Origin of the sequence: Mesorhizobium sp. (genome assembly GCF_017306585.1) — a bacterium.
Taxonomy (GTDB): domain Bacteria; phylum Pseudomonadota; class Alphaproteobacteria; order Rhizobiales; family Rhizobiaceae; genus Mesorhizobium.
Genome location: NZ_JAFKIC010000132.1, coordinates 1 through 17,885, shown reverse-complemented (window position 1 = coordinate 17,885; position 17,885 = coordinate 1). Strand labels below are relative to the sequence as shown.

Annotated in this window: 15 protein-coding genes; 3 read left to right on the top strand and 12 right to left on the bottom strand. The window is 64.2% G+C overall.

What is annotated here, in order from left to right; all coding sequences use genetic code 11:
* Positions 1–159 precede the first annotated feature (159 nt).
* The 3 genes from J0I79_RS12940 to J0I79_RS12930 all read left to right on the top strand — a co-directional run bounded on the left by J0I79_RS12940 (position 160) and on the right by J0I79_RS12930 (position 3,261).
* On the top strand, positions 160–2,481 hold the full coding sequence (locus J0I79_RS12940; protein ID WP_292858690.1) for a PAS domain-containing sensor histidine kinase: 2,322 nt from the start codon (positions 160–162) through the stop codon (positions 2,479–2,481).
* A gap of 85 nt (positions 2,482–2,566) precedes the next feature.
* Positions 2,567–2,827 (top strand): type II toxin-antitoxin system prevent-host-death family antitoxin, encoded by a 261-nt coding sequence (locus J0I79_RS12935; protein WP_292858687.1) that lies wholly within the window; start codon positions 2,567–2,569, stop codon positions 2,825–2,827.
* A complete protein-coding gene (locus J0I79_RS12930) occupies positions 2,824–3,261 on the top strand; it encodes a type II toxin-antitoxin system PemK/MazF family toxin (RefSeq protein ID WP_292858684.1) in 438 nt (145 codons plus the stop codon). The genes J0I79_RS12935 and J0I79_RS12930 overlap by 4 nt, the downstream gene beginning before the upstream one ends.
* A gap of 67 nt (positions 3,262–3,328) precedes the next feature.
* Here the strand turns inward: J0I79_RS12930 and J0I79_RS12925 are convergent, their stop codons facing one another.
* The 12 genes from J0I79_RS12925 to J0I79_RS12870 form a co-directional block, all read right to left on the bottom strand.
* The gene (locus tag J0I79_RS12925; RefSeq protein WP_292858681.1) at positions 3,329–3,799 is read right to left on the bottom strand and encodes a hypothetical protein; all 471 of its coding nucleotides are present in this window, start codon (positions 3,797–3,799) and stop codon (positions 3,329–3,331) included.
* A gap of 42 nt (positions 3,800–3,841) precedes the next feature.
* Complete coding sequence (locus tag J0I79_RS12920; protein ID WP_292858678.1) at positions 3,842–6,808, bottom strand: bifunctional [glutamine synthetase] adenylyltransferase/[glutamine synthetase]-adenylyl-L-tyrosine phosphorylase; 2,967 nt, start codon at positions 6,806–6,808, stop codon at positions 3,842–3,844.
* Positions 6,808–8,277 (bottom strand): HAMP domain-containing sensor histidine kinase, encoded by a 1,470-nt coding sequence (locus J0I79_RS12915; protein ID WP_292858675.1) that lies wholly within the window; start codon positions 8,275–8,277, stop codon positions 6,808–6,810. Before J0I79_RS12915 ends, J0I79_RS12920 begins: the two co-directional genes overlap by 1 nt.
* 8 nt (positions 8,278–8,285) lie before the next feature.
* On the bottom strand, positions 8,286–8,960 hold the full coding sequence (locus J0I79_RS12910) for a response regulator transcription factor (protein ID WP_292858672.1): 675 nt from the start codon (positions 8,958–8,960) through the stop codon (positions 8,286–8,288).
* A 341-nt stretch (positions 8,961–9,301) separates the two neighbouring features.
* On the bottom strand, positions 9,302–10,852 hold the full coding sequence (locus J0I79_RS12905; protein ID WP_292858669.1) for a Do family serine endopeptidase: 1,551 nt from the start codon (positions 10,850–10,852) through the stop codon (positions 9,302–9,304).
* A gap of 121 nt (positions 10,853–10,973) precedes the next feature.
* The gene (locus J0I79_RS12900) at positions 10,974–11,441 is read right to left on the bottom strand and encodes a cytochrome c-type biogenesis protein (RefSeq protein WP_292858666.1); all 468 of its coding nucleotides are present in this window, start codon (positions 11,439–11,441) and stop codon (positions 10,974–10,976) included.
* On the bottom strand, positions 11,438–13,429 hold the full coding sequence (locus J0I79_RS12895; protein WP_292858663.1) for a heme lyase CcmF/NrfE family subunit: 1,992 nt from the start codon (positions 13,427–13,429) through the stop codon (positions 11,438–11,440). Before J0I79_RS12895 ends, J0I79_RS12900 begins: the two co-directional genes overlap by 4 nt.
* A gap of 38 nt (positions 13,430–13,467) precedes the next feature.
* Entirely contained in the window at positions 13,468–13,911 is a 444-nt protein-coding gene (gene ccmE, locus J0I79_RS12890) for a cytochrome c maturation protein CcmE (RefSeq protein WP_292858660.1), read from the bottom strand.
* Positions 13,912–13,919: 8 nt separating this feature from the next.
* Entirely contained in the window at positions 13,920–15,059 is a 1,140-nt protein-coding gene (gene ccmI / locus J0I79_RS12885; RefSeq protein WP_292858656.1) for a c-type cytochrome biogenesis protein CcmI, read from the bottom strand.
* A gap of 105 nt (positions 15,060–15,164) precedes the next feature.
* Entirely contained in the window at positions 15,165–15,716 is a 552-nt protein-coding gene (locus J0I79_RS12880; protein ID WP_292858653.1) for a hypothetical protein, read from the bottom strand.
* Positions 15,717–15,783: 67 nt separating this feature from the next.
* Positions 15,784–17,157, bottom strand: coding sequence for an ATP-binding protein (locus tag J0I79_RS12875; protein ID WP_292858765.1), 1,374 nt, complete (start codon positions 17,155–17,157; stop codon positions 15,784–15,786).
* A gap of 37 nt (positions 17,158–17,194) precedes the next feature.
* Positions 17,195–17,860 carry a response regulator transcription factor gene (locus J0I79_RS12870; protein WP_292858763.1) on the bottom strand — a complete coding sequence of 222 codons (666 nt, stop codon included), beginning with the start codon at positions 17,858–17,860 and terminating at the stop codon, positions 17,195–17,197.
* Positions 17,861–17,885 lie beyond the last annotated feature (25 nt).

Here is a 17,885-nt window from a genome sequence, read left to right as displayed (position 1 = left end):
GAAAGCCCACTATTTTATTCGATTTTTAATCTTTTTTCGCCGCGCCACTGGACAAGGCGAATCACCTTTGATTCTTTAATGGCGATTCGGACGTGCGGTGTTGCCGGATCACCAAGCACACAGAAATGCAGGCATACTGAAATTCGGGGAGTGCCATTTATGGCGAAGGCGGACGCGTGGGGCGCGCCCGGAGGGATGGCTTTTGCGCGGCGCGAGGCGTCGAGCGACGGCCTTGCCGGGAATGCGCGGCTCATTGCCGAACCGGCCTACAAGCGGCTTCTGGCCGCTGAACCGCTGCTGCGCCGGTCTATACCGGCGCTGATCGTCATCTTCCTGATCGTCATAGCGGCGCTGCGCGTGCTGTCGCTGATGAACGAGCGCGACGATGTCGAGCGCGACGCCAAGGCGATCCTGACGCTGGCGGCGGGCCAACTGGCCAGTTCGCTGGCGACCATTTCCGACACGCCGCCGGGCGCCATCCAGGACCTGCTGGAAACCACCAGCCGCCAGGGCGCGATGGGCCGCAGCCATGTGCTCGTCATCACCGACAGCGCCTTCAAGATCACCGCGGTGACGCCGCGCTCCATGCCCTGGCAGGGCCATTCGCTCGACGGGCTGGTCCAGGGCGGCCAACCGCTGTTCATGTTCGGCGACCGCGCCGGCGTCATGGAGGTCAACATCGGCGGACAGGACTGGTACGCCGCCGTCAGCGTCGCCAAGGACAGAAAGGGAGCCGCGGCGGCTCTCGTGCCGCAGGAAGCGGTCTTCGACACCTGGCGCAAGACCGTCTCGCTGAACGTGACCCTGTTCGTGCTGACGGCCGGCGTGCTGATCATCATCCTCTACGCCTATTTCGGCCAGGCGGCGCGCGCCCAGGCGGCCGACCGCATCTATCTCGAAGCGCATCAGCGTATCGACATGGCGCTGGTTCGCGGCCGCTGCGGCCTGTGGGACTGGGACATGGTGCGCGGCAAGATGTACTGGTCGCGGTCGATGTACGACATGCTGGGCTACGAGCCCTGCGACACGATGCTGTCGTTCGGCGAGGTCGACGAGATCATCCATCCGGATGACGGCGACCTTTTCCAGCTCGCCAACCGGATCGTGGCGCGCGAAATCGACCACATCGACCAGGTCTTCCGGATGCGGCATGCCGATGGCCAATGGGTGTGGATGCGCGCCCGCGCGCAGGTCATGGATCCGGAAGCCCCCGAGATCCAGCTGATCGGCATCGCGGTCGATGTCACCGAGCAGCGCCATCTGGCGCTGCGTTCGGAAGCCGCCGACCTTCGCCTCAGGACGGCGATCGAAAACATCACCGAATCCTTCGTGCTGTGGGACTCGACGCAGCGCCTGATCATGTGCAACTCGAAATACCAGCAGGATAACGGTCTTTCGGATCGCGACGTGATGCCCGGCGTGGCCCGCACAGCCCTGGAAGAGCGCATGCTTGCCTTTGCATCGGAACGCCGACTTGCCAACACCAACGGGCCGCAGGGCGGCTCCACCTTCGAGCGCCAGCTTGCCGACGGCCGCTGGCTGCAGGTCAACGAGCTCAGGACCAGGGACGGCGGCATCGTTTCGGTCGGTTCCGACATTACCCAGATCAAGCTGCACCAGGAGAAGCTGGTCGACAGCGAGCGCCGGCTGATGGCGACCATCCATGACCTCAGCCTCGCCCGCCGCGCTGAAGAGGAGCGGTCGCGCGAACTGGTCGATCTCAATCACAAATACATGAAGGAAACCGAGCGCGCCGAAGCGGCGAACCGGGCGAAATCCGAGTTCCTCGCCAACATGTCGCACGAACTGCGCACACCGCTCAACGCCATCATCGGCTTTTCGGAGCTGATGGAACAGGGATTGTTCGGACCGCTGGGATCGGAGCGCTACGAGGAATACGCGACCGACATCAACAGCAGCGGCAAATATCTGCTGGGCGTCATCAACGACATTCTCGACATGTCCAAGATCGAGGCTGGGCAGTTCTCGCTGGACCAGGAACAGATCGACCTCGGCCCGCTGATCAGCGAAACGGTCCGGGTCGTCTCGCTGCAGGCGGCACAGAAGTCCATTACCGTGGAAACCCGCATCGCCGACGCCCTGACCTTGTTCGCCGACCGCCGCGCGATCAAGCAGATCGTCATCAATCTTCTGTCCAACGCGGTGAAGTTCACCGGCCAGGGCGGCCATATATCGGTCAGGGCGCGCAACACGTCCGGCGCGCTTGTGCTGACCATCGAGGACAATGGCTGCGGCATTCCAAGGGCAGCGCTCGGCAAGCTGGGGCGGCCTTTCGAGCAGGTGCAGAACCAGTTCTCCAAGAACCATGCCGGATCAGGCCTTGGCCTCGCCATCTCGCGCTCGCTGGCCGAGCTTCAGGGCGGCGCGCTGAAGATCCGCTCGACCGAAGGCGTCGGCACCATCGTGTCTGTGCGCATTCCGGTCAAGAAAGGCGCACCGGCCGTCAAGGCAGCGGCTTGAACGACAGGACTGCTCCGTCGTGGAACGTGAGGTGCTTTGACAAAAGTATCCATTCTATCTATTTTAGATAAGAAGAGGATTTGCCATGCGCGTCACATCAACGGAATTCCAACAGAATGTCGGGCGCTTTCAGGACGCCGCCCAGCGCGGGCCAGTAGCGATCACCAAAAATGGACGCACTCATACGGTGCTCCTGTCGGCGGCAATGTTCGAGGTTCTGGTCAAGGGACGGGTCGCTCGTCCGGTGGAGGAACTGGACGACGAGACGCTGAGCGCAATAGCCGAAAGCGTCGTCCCATCTGAATATGCCGGACTTGACGCAATGCTCAAAGACTGGGCGCCGTGAGCCTGCCCAAGCCTATACCCGGCCTGGTGATCTCCTATTCGTATCTGTGGGTGAGAGAATACGAGAATGGTGCTGAAGAAGGCCGCAAGAGCCGGCCCTGCGCCATTGTTACCGCTCGACGGATCGTAGAGGGCCGCGAAGTCGTAACGGTGGTTCCGATCACCCACTCGGCCCCGGCTGACCCTGCTGATGCAGTGGAGATACCCGCGCCACTCAAGGCCCATCTCGGCCTTGATGGAACGCCCTCATGGATCGTGCTGACCGAAACCAATGATTTCCTCTGGCCGGGTCCAGACCTGAGGCCCATTGCAGGCAGCAAGCCATCCCGCTTCGACTATGGTATGCTGCCGCCGCGCTTTTATGCCTATCTGCGCGACAGGATTCTGCAGGCTCGCGCAGACCGCTTGCTCCAACAAATTCGGCGGACAGAGTAGCTCCAAGGACGCTGAAGATAACGCAAACCCTCCGGCGACTGACGCCGCCGGAGTTACATGATGATGATCACTGGACGCTGCCTTCGTCATCCAATTGACGGTGATGGCCAAAACGACCTTCCCTGGGCAGTTCGCTCTTTTCGATCTTGCCGTCATTGTTCTTGTCGAGCACGGCGAAGACCTTCTTCTCGCGACCGATGATGTCATCGGCCGTCAGGATTCCATCACCCTTGGAGTCGTAACGGGCGATGATGCGCCTGGCCATCCGCTCGAACCGCGCCTTCTCAAGCGCGTCGGCGAGCTCAGCAACGGTCAGCTTGCCGCCATTGTCGGCAACAAGCTTCTTCAGTCGCGCATCCATGGCATCGGAAAACTGGTCGAAGGTGATGGCGCCACCATTGTCGTTCATCGCCCTGTCGAGACGCATCATCGTGCGCTCGCGCATTCTTGCGCTGTCGGTGTTTTCGGCATAGGCCGCGCTGCCGACGGCGCCGGCAAGGGCGATGAAGGCAAAGGCGAGTTTGGTTGTCTTTCTCATGGTCTTCTCCTGTTGCATCGTCACCCCCGATGCCGCCGGACGTCAGCCTCGCGGCGGTCCGGCACGAAGCAGAAGATCAAAGTCCTTCCTGACCCTTTGCGACGTTTCCTTGAGATGTGCTTCCAGCACACCGAAATCCGGCAGGTCGGTGACCGCCAGAAGCAGATCCGAAAGTCCCGGCGGAACGTCATCGCGCTCAAAGGCACCGGTAAGGCAAAGCCGCGTCATCTGGGTCAGCGCCAGATAGAGCGCATAGGCGCTGCAGAGTTCCTGCCTGACATCCGCATCGGCAAAGCCAGGAGCAAGACGCGACAGGATTTCGGCGGTGCCGGTGGCACGCGCGCCGGCCTCGACCTGCCCGGTGATGACCGCGACCTGGGCGATGAATTCGAGATCGATCAGCCCTCCGGGTATGAGCTTGATGTCCCAGAGGTCGCGCGGCGGCTTTTCCTGCTCGATCATGGCCCGCATGTCGCGGGCTTCCGCCTTGACCTTGGCGGCATCGCGCCGCTGGCCAAGCACCGCCACAACGTCGGCCTCGACCTCGCCGCACAAACCGGCGTCGCCGGCAATGGCGCGTGCCCGCGACAGCGCCATGTGCTCCCAGGTCCAGGCCTCCTGGCGCTGGTACTTCCTGAAGGCATCGATATGGGTCGCCACCGGACCCTTGTTGCCGGACGGCCGCAGGCGCAGGTCCAGTTCGTAGAGCACGCCTTCCGCCGTCGGCGCCGATACAGCAGAGATCAGCCGCTGCGTCATGCGGGTATAGTAGTGCGACGGCGCCAGCGGCTTCTCGCCGTCGGAATCCTCGGCATCGGGGTCGTGGTCGTAGAGCAGGATGAGGTCGACATCCGACCCAGCGGTCAATTCGCGGCTGCCGAGCTTGCCCATGCCAAGCAACGAGACCACGCCGCCCGCGACCGTGCCGTGGCGCGCGGCGAATTCGCGCATAACCGCCTGCAAAGCCGCCTCGATGGTGAGATCGGCAAGGTCCGAAAAGGCGCGGCCCGCCCGCGCGGGATCGATCGAGCCGGCGAGCAGCCGTACGCCGATCAGGAATTTCTGCTCCGAGGCAAAGATGCGCAACCGGTCGAGCACGTCCTCATAGGCCCTGTCGCCCTCGAGAAAAGCCGAAAGCCGGGCCGAGAGATAGGCGCGGTCCGGCAGTTCGGTGAGAAGCGCGGGGTCAAGCAGGCCGTCGAACACATGCGGTCGGCGCGTGATGATCGCCGCCAGCCGGGGCGCGGCGCCCATGATCGTCGCCATCAGCTTGAGCAAAGCCGGGTTCGACTGCAGCAGAGAGAACAGCTGGATGCCGGCCGGCAGGCCGGCGAGGAACTCATCGAAGCGGACCAGGGCCTCGTCCGCCCGCCGGGTCTGGCCAAATGCCTTGAGCAGCGCCGGTGTCAATTCCGTCAGCCGCTCGCGCGCTTCAGCCGACTGGGTGACGCGGTAGCGGCCGAAATGCCAACCGCGGATGACACGACAGATGTCGCTCGGCCGCTGGAAACCCAGCCCATGCAAGGTCTGCAGCGTGTCGGGATCGTCGACGTCGCCGGTGAAGACCAGATTACCGATGCCGGCCGAGAGTTCGGGTGCTGTTTCGAACAGCGCCGCGTAATGGCGCTCGACCTGCTGGAGCGAGGCCCGGAAGGCCAGGGAGAAGGCCGCCGCATCGGCAAAGCCCAGCATGCGGGCGATGCGCTCCAGCCCTTCGTCGTCTTCCGGCAGCGTGTGCGTCTGCTCGTCCGCCACCATTTGAATGGCATGTTCGACCCGGCGCAGGAACCAGTATTGGCGGGCGAGCGCGTCGCGCGCGTCCGACGTGATCCAGCCGCGCGCCGCGAGCTGACCGAGCATGGGCACGGTCTCGCGGCCGCGCAACTCGGGAAAACGGCCTCCGGCGATGAGCTGCTGGGTCTGGACGAAGAATTCGATTTCGCGAATGCCGCCACGACCCAGCTTGACGTTGTGGCCCTTCACCGCGATCTCGCCATGCCCCTTGTGGGCGTGGATCTGGCGCTTGATCGAATGAACATCGGCAATCGCCGCGTAATCCATGTATTTACGCCAGATATAGGGCTGCAATTCCTTGAGGAAGGCAGCACCGGCGGCGAGGTCGCCGGCTACCGGGCGCGCCTTGATCATCGCTGCCCGCTCCCAGTTCTGGCCCCGCGCCTCGTAGTAGCGCAATGCCGCCTCGACCGGGATCGCGAGGGGCGTCGACCCGGGATCGGGGCGCAACCGCAGATCGGTACGGAAGACGTAGCCGTGCTCGGTGCGATCCTGCAGGATACGCACCAGCCGGCGCGTCAGCCGTGAAAACAGGTCTGTCGCGTCGAGGGGATCGATCACGGCGGGCGCCTCGGGATCGAAGAACACGACGAGGTCGATATCGGACGAGAAGTTCAGTTCATGCGCGCCGAGCTTGCCCATGCCGAGCAGTATCCAGCCGGAACGAAGCGAGGGATTCTCTAGGTCGGGCAGCTTGAGCTTGCCCTGTCCGTGCGCGTCCCGCAGCAGGAAATCGACGGCCGCGCGCGTGCAGGCATCGGCGAGATCGCTCAGCCGCCTTACCGTCTGAGACGTTTCCGCTTCGCTGGCGAGATCGGCAAGCGCGATCAGGAAATGCGCCTCGGTCTTGCACTGGCGCAGTTCCATCATCAGGCCGGATTCGGAAACCGCCTCCGCCAGCGGCGCCTGTTCGATCGCGGCGGTGATCGCTTTCAGGCGAGCTTCAACCGGCTGGTCGAACAGGCTGTCCAGGATGTGCGGCCGGCGGCGTGCGACATCGCGGAGGAAGGGGGAAAGGTCGAAGACGGCGGCGAGAAAATGCTGCGCCTCCCCCTTTGCAGCCAGGAATCTGGCCAGCCGCGTCAGTCCCTCTTCCCGTGCGGCGCCAGCGATTTCGGCCAGTTCCTGCCGCGCGTCGCCTTCGTCGAGCGGGGCAAGGGCAACCACCGGCCTGAGCAGCCAGTCCGTGATTTTGCGTTTTACAGCCGCAGCCATCAGTGATCCTCCCGCGTGGGGAAACTCATGACCACGGATAGTCCTGGATTGCCAGGCAAGAGATCAAGCCGTCCATTATGGAAAGTCATCACCGCCTTGGCGAGGCTGAGGCCAAGGCCCGAGCCCGGCTGCGAACGGCTCTTCTCCAGCCGCACGAAACGTTCAGTCGCCCGCGCGCGGTCGGCATCGTCCGGGATGCCCTGGCCGTTGTCGGCGACGGTCAGCCTGATCTCGCCGGGCGTGCGATCGAGCGTCACGCGAACCGCCGGCGTGGTGGCGGAATCGACCGAATATTTGATCGCGTTGTCGACGATGTTCGAGAGCGCCTGGCCGATCAGCTCGCGATTGCCGTCAACGAGAAACGCCCCGTCCAGGTCCGCCTCCAGCAAGACACCGGCCTCTTCCGCCACCGGTTCGTAGAGTTCGACGACGTCGCTGACGGCCGCGCCAAGGTCGACCCGGTTGGTGTGCTCGGACGAATATCCGGCCTCCAGCCGGGAGATCATGAGGATGGCGTTGAAGGTTTTGATCAGCTGGTCGGATTCGGCGATAGTGCCTTCCAGCGCCTGCCGGTAGTCCGATGTCTTGTGTTTTCCCGACAGCGTGGCTTCGGCGCGGTTGCGCAGCCGGGTCAGCGGCGTCTTCAGATCATGCGCGATGTTGTCGGAAACCTGCTTCAGGCCTTCGTTGAGCGTGGCGATCCGGGCCAGCATGGTATTGAGGTTTTCCGAAAGCCGGTCGAACTCGTCGCCGGCGCCGGTTACCGGCAGCCGGCCGCTGAGATCGCCGCCCATGATGCGGCGGCTGGCTTCCGAAACGCCGTCGATGCGCTTCAGCGCGGCGTGTCCGACAAAGAACCAGATCAACAGCCCGCCCAGGCCCATCATGCCGAGCGCCAGCATCAGCGAACGTTTGATGACGGCGCGGAAGCGCTCCGGTTCGCCAAGGTCGCGCCCGACCAGCATGATCATCTGGTTGGGCAGCCTCAGCACCAGCGCGATCGCATTGTGCCCCTGCTCGCCCTCGGTCTGCGTCCCGCCGGGCTGCGGCGCGGCCGGGTCGGCAACGCCGCTGCGCAGTCGGTCGAGCTCGCCCTCGCCAAAGCGCTGGTAGGAGAATGGCTCGGTCGTCCAGCCTTCGGTTTCGATCACGCCGGGCTGCAAACTCTGGACATTGCCGGTCAGGATCTGGCCGTTGGCATCGGCGATAAGATAGAGGTTCGCGCCCGGCTGGCGCGAGCGGGCCTCGACCACGCGCACCAGCACCGGCAGGCCGCCGCGCTTGTAGGCGCGTGCCAAGCCAAGCACCTCGTCGTTGATGGTGTCCTGCGTCTGCGCCGTCAGCATGCGCGCGGACAGCGAGGTCATGTAGAAGACGAGCAGCACGGCGCAGATCGCGAAGAGCAGAAGGTAGAGCGCCGAAAGCCGCGCTGCCGTCGTCTTCATGATGGCGGGCACGGAAAGCGCCATGCTGTCGCCTAGCCACCCTTCAGCATGTAGCCCGCGCCGCGAACCGTATGCAGGATAGGTTTGTCGAAGCCTTTTTCGATCTTGCCGCGCAAGCGCGAGACATGAACATCGATGACATTGGTCTGGGGATCGAAGTGATAGTCCCAGACATTTTCGAGCAGCATGGTGCGCGTCACCACCTGGCCGGCATGACGCATCAGATATTCCAGCAGGCGGAATTCGCGCGGCTGCAGCGTGATCTCGCGCGCAGCGCGCTTGACCGAATGCGACAGTCTGTCGAGCTCAAGGTCACCTACCCGGTAGACGGTTTCGGCCTCCTTGGCGCTGGCGCGGCGGTTCAGCACCTCGACACGGGCGAGAAGCTCGGAGAAGGCATAGGGCTTGGTCAGATAGTCGTCGCCGCCGGCGCGCAGGCCGGTGACCCGGTCATCGACCTCGCCAAGCGCCGACAGGATCAGCACCGGGGTGGTGTTGCCTCTCGAGCGAAGCCCGGCAATGACCGACAGGCCGTCGCGGCGCGGCATCATCCGGTCGATGACCATGACGTCATAGTCGCCGGCATCGGCGAGCGCGAAACCGGTCTCGCCATCACCGGCGACATGCGCGGTGTGCCCGGCCTCGGTGAAGGCTTTCTGCAGATAATCCGCTGCCTCGCGGTCATCTTCTATGACGAGAATCTTCATAGAGCCGTTATACGCGATTTCGCTGGAAGTTTGAGTAGCCGGCATCTGCATTTTAGCCTTTGCCACAGCGCATCGCGACCAAGATGATTCGGAGCGTGCGCGACAAGATCTTTGTTCGGTGGCGTCATTACGCCGGACATGCCAGATCCCGGGTGTGCCGTTACCCTGAAATCACCATACGGATCGGCATCGGGCGCAGCGATCTCGAATGTGCGGCAGCGGGCGATGGGAAGCCCGCTGCCGCTGGAGGAGAGCACGATGACTGACTAACGTACCCGGCTCCATGCTTTCCCATGCGGCGACTCGGGGGTGTATGAAACCGCCGCATTGGAAAAGTCGTTTCAGCCCTTGGCGACCGGCAGTGCGACGAAGCGATTGTTGTCGTCGCGGGTGATCTGCATCAGCACGGCCTTGCGTCCCGATTTGACCGCGTCGGCCATCGCCTTGGCGACGTCGTCGGTGCCGTTCACCTCGGTCGAGTTGACTGCGGTGATGACGTCGCCCGGCTGGATACCGCGGTCGGCGGCATCGCTGTCGGGATCGACATCGGTGACAACCAGACCCTTGCCCTTCTCGGCCTTGGTGACGGTGAGGCCGAGATCGGCCAGCGTGTCGGGCTTTGCCGGCGTCGCGGGTTGCTGCTGCTGGTCGTTCGAGGCCTGCTTGTCGCTGGCCGGCAGCTTGCCGAGATCGACCTTGATGTCCTGGCTCTTGCCGTCGCGCCAGACGGTGACGTTGACGGACTTGCCCGGCGAATAGGCGCCGATCAGGCGGGCGAGTTCCTTGGGCGATGCAACGTCCTTGCCGTCGACCTGGGTGATCACATCGCCGGCCGTGATGCCGGCCTTCTTGCCGGGGCCGTCATCCTGGGCGCTGGATACCAGCGCGCCATTGTTGGACTTCAGACCGAGCGATTCGGCGATATCGGACGTGACCGGCTGGATTTCGACGCCCAGCCAGCCGCGCTGCACCGCGCCGCTCTTCATCAGGTCCTCGACAACCTGCTTGGCGGTCGAGGCCGGAATATCGAAGGCGATGCCGACGCTACCGCCCGAGGGCGAGAAGATGGCGGTGTTGATGCCGACCACCTGGCCGTTGAGGTTGAAGGTCGGGCCACCCGAATTGCCGCGGTTGACCGAGGCGTCGATCTGGAGGAAGTCGTCATACGGGCCGGCGCCGATGTCACGGCCGCGCGCCGATACGATGCCCGCGGTGACGGTGCCGCCAAGACCGAAGGGATTGCCGACGGCCACGACCCAATCGCCGACGCGAACCTTGGAGTCGTCGGCGAAATCGACATAGGTGAACTTGCCGCCGCCATCGACCTTGAGCACGGCGAGATCCGTGCGCGGATCGGTGCCGACCAGCTTGGCGTCGAGTTCCTTGCCGTCATTGGTCACGACGGTGAAGGCGGTGCCCTCCTCGACGACGTGGTTGTTGGTGACGAGGTAGCCGTCCTCGGAGATGAAGAAGCCGGAACCCTGGGCCACGGGGCGCGGCTGGTCGTTGTTGCGGTCGCGGTGGCCGAAGCGGCGGTGGCCTTCGTCGTTCTGGCCGCCCTGGTCGCCAAAGCCGCGGAATTCCTTGAAGAAGCGGCGAAGCTGCGGATTGTTGGGGAGATTGTCGAGGCCGTCCTGGTCGTCGGAGCCGTCATCGGCTGTCGGCTGGATCTTGGCCTTGACCTTGACGCTGACCACGGCCGGCGAAACGCGCTCCACGACGTCGGCAAAGCCCGGCATCTGGGGAGCTTCGACACGCACCGCGTCGGCCAGAACGGGGCTGGTTCCGCTGGTCAGCGCGCCGATGCCGAGCGCTCCGGCAATGGCAACGGACGCCACAGCAGCCAGAAGACGCTTACGGGTGCGGGAATATGAATTGGGGGCAATATTCATGGGGTCTCTATCCTCTTTCAAAGGGGGCGCGCCTTGATCGGCATCCTCGGAAAATGAGAATTAGAGAGGCGCACATTACAGCGCCATTTCCGATGCATGAAACTTTGGTAATGTTGCCGGATCAGTCGCGGCGCAGGATTGCGTCGAGTGCCGTTTGCTCGTCGGCGGAGAGGGATTTCGTCGCCAGCGTCCGGCGCGAGCGCGCGTTGAGGGCGATGAAAATCCCGCCCGCCAAAAGCAGGATCACGGGGGTGCCCCAAAGCAGCGCGTTACGCAGGTCGAAGCGCGGCTTCAACAGCACGAATTCGCCGTAGCGCGAAACCACATAGTCCATCACCTGCCGGTCGCTGTCGCCGGCGACGAGGCGCTGGCGCACCAGGATACGGAGATCGCGCGCGAGATCGGCGTCGGATTCGTCGATCGACTGGTTCTGGCAGACCATGCAGCGCAGGCCTTCCGAGAGCGCGCGCGCCCTTGCCTCCAGCGCCGGATCGGCCAACATTTCGTCGGGCTTTACCGCGAGCGCGGTTCCGGCAAAGCATAGCGCCAGCAACAGAACGAGCGATGCAGCGGAAAACCTTGCTTTCATGGCGAGATCGCTGTTGCCGCGGCATCAGCCTGCTTGCGGCGGCGCGAGGGCGCGCCGACTCGCAGGCGCCTGTCCATCAAAGACATGGCCGCGCCCGCCATCATCACCAGCGCCCCGCCCCAGATCAGCGTCACCAGGGGCTTCCACCACAGGCGCACCACGACGGCCCCGTCCTTGCCCTCGTCGCCCAGCGAAATATAGAGCTGTGAGAGACCAAGTGTCTTGATGCCGGATTCGGTCGTCGTCATCTGCCGAACCGGATAGAACCGCTTGGCGGAGCTGATTTCGCCGACCGGGTTGCCGGCAGGTCCGATCAACTCGAAACGGCCGCGATCCTCGCTGAAATTCGGCCCCTGCGCGGGGTAGATCCCGGCGAAACGCAGCGTGTGGCCGGACAGGTCGACAGTCTCGCCCGGATGCATCGACAGGATCTTTTCGGTGCCAAAGCAGAGCGTGCCGACGATGCCGAGCACGGTCAGGCCGAGGCCGAGATGCGCCAAAGCGGTGCCGAAGACCGAGCGCGGCAGGCCAAGCAGGCGCCTGACCATGATGCCGGTCGCGACGTTGCCTAACCCTGCCTTGACGGCAAGGTCGGTGAGCGCGCCGAGCACCAGCCAGACGGCAAGGCCGACGCCGAGGGCCGCGAGCACGGTGGCGCCGCTGATAAACAGGGCTGTGACCAGCATGGCCAGCAGGGCTGCCGCGAAAGCCGTCATCAGGCGCTGCGCGACGGCCAGGATATCGCCGCGTTTCCAGGCCAGCAGCGGCCCGAAGGGAACCATCACCAGCAGCGGCACCATCAGCGGAGCGAAGGTCAGGTTGAAGAACGGCGCGCCGACCGAAATCTTGTCGTCGGAGAGGGCTTCGACGACCAGCGGATAGAGCGTGCCGACAAGCACGGTGGCGGTCGCCGTGGTCAGGAACAGGTTGTTGAGGACCAGCGCGCCTTCGCGCGAAATCGGGTGGAACAGGCCCCCGGCCGTCAGCCGGGAGGCGCGCAACGCAAACAGCGCCAGCGAGCCGCCAATGAACAGCGTCAATATGCACAGGATGAAGACGCCCCGTGTCGGATCGGTGGCGAAAGCGTGGACTGACGTCAGGACACCCGAACGCACCAGGAAGGTGCCGAGCAGCGAGAGCGAAAAGGTGAGGATCGCGAGCAGCAGCGTCCAGATCTTCAACGCCGAGCGCTTTTCCATGACGATCGCCGAATGCAGCAGCGCGGTGCCGGCCAGCCACGGCATGAAGGAGGCGTTCTCGACCGGATCCCAGAACCAGAAGCCGCCCCAGCCGAGCTCATAATAGGCCCAGTAGGAGCCCATGGCGATGCCGCCGGTGAGGAACATCCAGGCGACCAGCGTCCACGGACGCACCCAGCGCGCCCAGGACGCATCGATGCGCCCCTCGATGAGGGCGGCGACCGAGAAGGAGAAGCAGATGGAGAAACCGACATAGCCGAGATAGAGCAGCGGCGGATGGATGGCGAGACCGAGGTCCTGCAGGATCGGGTTGAGATCGCGGCCCTCGATGGGGGCCGGATTGAGCCGGATGAAGGGATTGGACGTCGCCAGGATGAACAGGAAGAAAGCGGCGCCGATCGCACCCTGCACGGCCAGCACATTGGCCCGCAGGCTTGCCGGCAGATTCGAGCCGAAGGCGGCGACGAGCGCGCCGAAGAAGGTCAGGATCAGCACCCAGAGCAGCATCGAACCTTCGTGATTGCCCCAGGTTCCGGTGATCTTGTAGATCATCGGCTGCAGCGAGTGCGAATTCTCCCAGACATTGGCCAGCGAAAAATCGGAACTCGCATAGGCGCTCGCAAGCGCCGCGAAGGAGAGCGCGGTCAGGGCGAATCCGGTCACCGCGACCGGGCCGCCAACAGCCATCAGGCGCTGGTTGTTCAGCCGTGCGCCAAACAGCGGCACGATCGTCTGCACCAGCGAAAGCGCGAACGCCAGGACCAGGGCGAAATGTCCGGTCTCAACCATTGTTGTCCCCGCACGGCGCGTTTGTCTTTCCGCCAGAGCTATTCACTCTTGCTCTCCTGCCAGACACCCTTGGCCTTCAGGCCGTCGGCTACTTCCTTGGGCATATAGCGCTCGTCGTGCTTGGCCAGCACACTGTCGGCGACAAAGACGCCGTCCGGGCCAAAAGTGCCTTCGGTGATGACGCCCTGCTCTTCGCGGAACAGGTCGGGCAGGATGCCGGTATAGGTGACCTTGACCGATTTGTGGGTGTCGGTGACCGAAAAGGCGACCGTCGCGCCCTGCCCGCGCTGGATGGTGCCTTTTTCCACCAGACCACCCAGCCGGATGCGCTGGCCGGGCTGTACAGTTGCGGTGGCGAGATCAGCCGGCATGTAAAAATACGACGCCTTCTGGCCGAGCGCGTAGAAGGTCAGCCCGGTGGCGGCGCCCAGGAAAACCAACCCGCCTAAAATGACCGACAATCGTTTCTGCTTGCGCGTCATGTCGAGTTCTACTCCGTCGCCGTCAGGCCAAGCGAGGCGGCAAAGGCGGTGAATTTCTTCGCTTCCTCACTGCCGGCTCCGAACACGGCAATGGCGCGACCCAGCGCGGCGCGCGCCTGGTCGGCCTTGCCCAGCACGACATAGGAACGAACGAGCCGCATCCATCCTTCCGGATCACGCGGATTTTGCCGCAGTTTGTCGTCGAGACCAGCGACCATGGTGTTGATCATGGCTTCGCGATCCTGCGGCGACATGGATGACGCGGCGCCGACATCCGCCGCGTCGGGGCCCTTCGCGTCCGTGGCGGACGCAACTTCGGGAGCGCCTGACTTGGCCAATGCCTGCTCGACGGCGCCGCGCCACGGCGAATCCGGCGCCAGCCTGGCGAGCATCGCCTGCCAGGCCGCCTCCGCTTCCTTGTCGCGGCCCTCCTGCGCCAGCCCCATGGCGAGATAGAAGCTCGCCTTGGCGTTGGCCGGATCGAGCTTCAAGGCGGCTTCGAACGCATCCTGGGCGTCCGCCGAGACGATGCCGCCCGCCGCGCCGGCGATCGCCTCGCCGAGGCCAGCCTGCCGGGCAGCGCTGTCGCCGTCGAGGCGGATGGCATTGCGATAGGCGGCCGCAGCGTCGGTAAAGCGCTGCATGCGCAGATAGACCGGCGCCAGCACGTCCCAGCCCCTGCCGTCGGAAGGGTTGGCGGCAAGATGCGCTTCCGCGCGCGCCACCAGCTCATCGACCGAACTGTCGGCCGGATTCTTGGCCAGCCGCTCGGCGAGTGGCTGCGACGGCAGGTCGGGCGAGCCAATCTGGCTGTAAAGCCCCCAGCTCACCAGCGGCACAGCCAGCACGGCGGCGGTGGCGACGAGTCTTGCCATAGCCGATGCCGGACGAGCCGATGAGCCGGCGACCGGCCCCGCGGTATCAAGGCGCAGGATGCGGCGGGCGATCTCGGCGCGCGCCTCGGCAGCTTCCGCAGGCTGGATCAAACCACGCGCGGCATCGCGGTCGAGTTCGGTCAACTGGTCGCGATAGACTTCGAGATCATGATCGCCGCTCGGCGACGCGCTCTTGGCGCCGCCTGCCAATGGCAGCAACACCGCCAGGCTCGCACCGAGCGTCAATATCGCGGCTATGACCCAGAACAGCATGGTTCTTCCAATAACGGCACAGCCCTGCCCTGCCAACACCGGCGTCCTGCGACGCTTTGACGGCGGCGCGGCTGACGGGCGCCAGAGCGGTCGGCCGGTTAAAACTCAGGTCAGCGGTGTCCAGCTGCCGTCGCCGTTGCGGCAGGCGGTTCCGCGAGCCGTCACGCTGGCGCCGCCGTTGAACACGGTCTGCGTGTACTGGCGGCAATCCTGCGAGCCGACACGGTAAGGCTGGGCCGGAACCACTTCGCCGTAGCGCGAAGCCTGATCGCCCTTCCACGTCACCTTCTGGCCGCTGGTGTTGTATTCGAGCGCCTTGTATTCGGCCTCCAACGCGCTGCGCTTTTCCGTATCGCTGAGGCCGTTGCCGATTGACCCGCCGATCAGTCCGCCGCCCATGGCTGATATGATCGACTTGGTGACCTTGCCGCTCGAAGGAGGCGTCGATGCAGGCGTGGGCGCGAGCGTGGGACCCTTGCCACCCAAGGTGCTACAGCCGGACACGGCCAGCAGTGCGGAAACAATCGCGACGCGAATCTTCATGCCAACAACCGGTTTTCTTGAGTTGGAGCCTGCCATGGATGCGCCGGGGGCCGCGTCATCGAAGATGTGGCCATAGTGTTGATATTTGTCGGAAATTTGGCCGCTGGCGGCCACCCCCGAACCAATCCTCATGCCGCCATAGCATGCGCCGTCCATCGCTGTCGATTGGCCAGGCACAGCCTCACTGCAGGCTCCGCAGCCGCACCACCGCCTTCAGCCCGCCCAGGCTCGACCGTTCGAGCGCCAGGGCGCCGCCATATTCGTTGACGAGATCGGCGACAATGGCGAGCCCCAGGCCTGTCCCCGGTTTTGTCTCGTCCAGGCGCCTGCCACGCTTCATGGCCTCGCGCGCCTTGTCCTCGGGAATGCCGGGACCGTCGTCATCGATGCTGATCTCGAACTGATTGTCATCCGTCCCGGTCACGGGCGCCACCGAGACCGAGACCGAGCTTTTTGCCCATTTCATCGCATTTTCGAGGAGATTGCCGAGCAGTTCCTCGAGGTCCTCGCGCTCGCCGGCAAAGACGATCTCGGTCGCCGGCAAGGAGAGTGACAGGCTGGTCTGGGGGTTGAGCTTCTGCAGAACCCGCACCATGCGCTCCACCAGCGGCGACACCGGCGTGCGGTAGACGACGCTGTCGCGCTGCGCGGCAACGCGGGCGCGCTGCAGATAGTGTTCGACCTGCTTCTGCATGGAAGCGGCCTGCTCGACGATCAACTGCCCCTTGGCGCCGCCCAATGCCCGACCCTCATTGAGAAGCACCGCAAGCGGCGTCTTCAGCGAGTGGGCGAGATTGCCGACCTGGGTTCGGGAACGCTCGACGATGCGTTTGTTGTTTTCGATCAGGGCGTTGGTTTCATTGGCCAAGGGCTCGATCTCGGCCGGGAACCGGCCGTCCAGTCTTTGCGCGGTGCCCTCGCGCACCATGGCCAGCGCGTTCCTGACCCGGCGCAGCGGCTGCAGGCCAAGCAGGATGGCGACGGCATTGATGGCGATCATGCCGATGCCGAACAGGCCGAGATAGGTCAGCAAGCGGCGCTGGAACGTGCTGATCTCCTGCTCCAGTTCGCTCTTGTTGCCCATGACACGGAAGCGCGCGGCGCGATTCTTGGCATCGAGAACGAATTCGCTTTCGAAGACCACCAGTTGCTCGCCATCAATGCCTCTGGTGGCATAACTGCGCTGAAAATTGGCATTGAACGGCACATCCGCGACACTCGGCGACAGGATCGACGTGGTCATGGACGACGAATGAAGCTCACCATGCACGCCTTCCGAGGCAGGTTCGACCGACCAGTACCAGCCCGAATTCGGCTCCGAGAACCTGAGGTCGCCAAGATCGGGAGAGCCGGTGAGCGCGCCCGTGTCGGAAATGCCGACGGACCCGATCAGGTTGAACAGGTGCGCCGACAGCAAGCTGTCGAAACCACGCTCGCTAGCCTGGCGGTAGAGCGTCGTGATCAGGGTAAAAATGACGACGAGGGTCAGGATCGCCCAGACCGTCGAGAAGGCGATGACGCGAAAGGTCAGCGAACGTGGCCACAAACGCAGCAGAAACGGCCGCCTTGCGATTGGTTTGAGCGGTTCCGAGTTACGCCTCCGGCTCGCGCATGCGGTAGCCCATGCCGCGCACGGTTTCGATCATGTCGATGCCCATCTTCTTGCGCAGCCGACCGACAAAGACCTCGATGGTGTTGGAATCGCGATCGAAATCCTGGTCGTAGAGGTGCTCGACCAGTTCGGTGCGCGAAACCACCTCGCCCATATGATGCATCAGATAGGCAAGCAGGCGGAATTCATGCGAGGTCAGCTTCAGCGGCACGCCGTCGACATCGGCTTTCGAGGCCTTGGTGTCGAGGCGCACGGGTCCGCAGGTCAGTTCCGACGAGGCGTGGCCGGCGGCGCGGCGGATCAGGGCCCTCACCCGCGCCAGAACCTCCTCGATGTGGAACGGCTTGGTGACATAGTCGTCGGCACCGGCGTCGATGCCGGCAACCTTGTCGCTCCAGCGGTCACGCGCCGTCAGGATCAGCACCGGCATCTTGCGGCCGCCGCGCCGCCAGCGCTCGACCACGCTGATGCCGTCCATCTGCGGCAGGCCGATGTCCAGCACGACCGCGTCATACGGCTCGGTGTCGCCCAGGAAATGCCCCTCTTCGCCATCAAAGGCGCGATCGACGACATAGCCGGCGTCGACCAGCGCATCCGATATCTGGCGGTTGAGATCCTTGTCATCCTCGACGACGAGTACGCGCATTAGGAGATCGATACCTTTTGAAGAA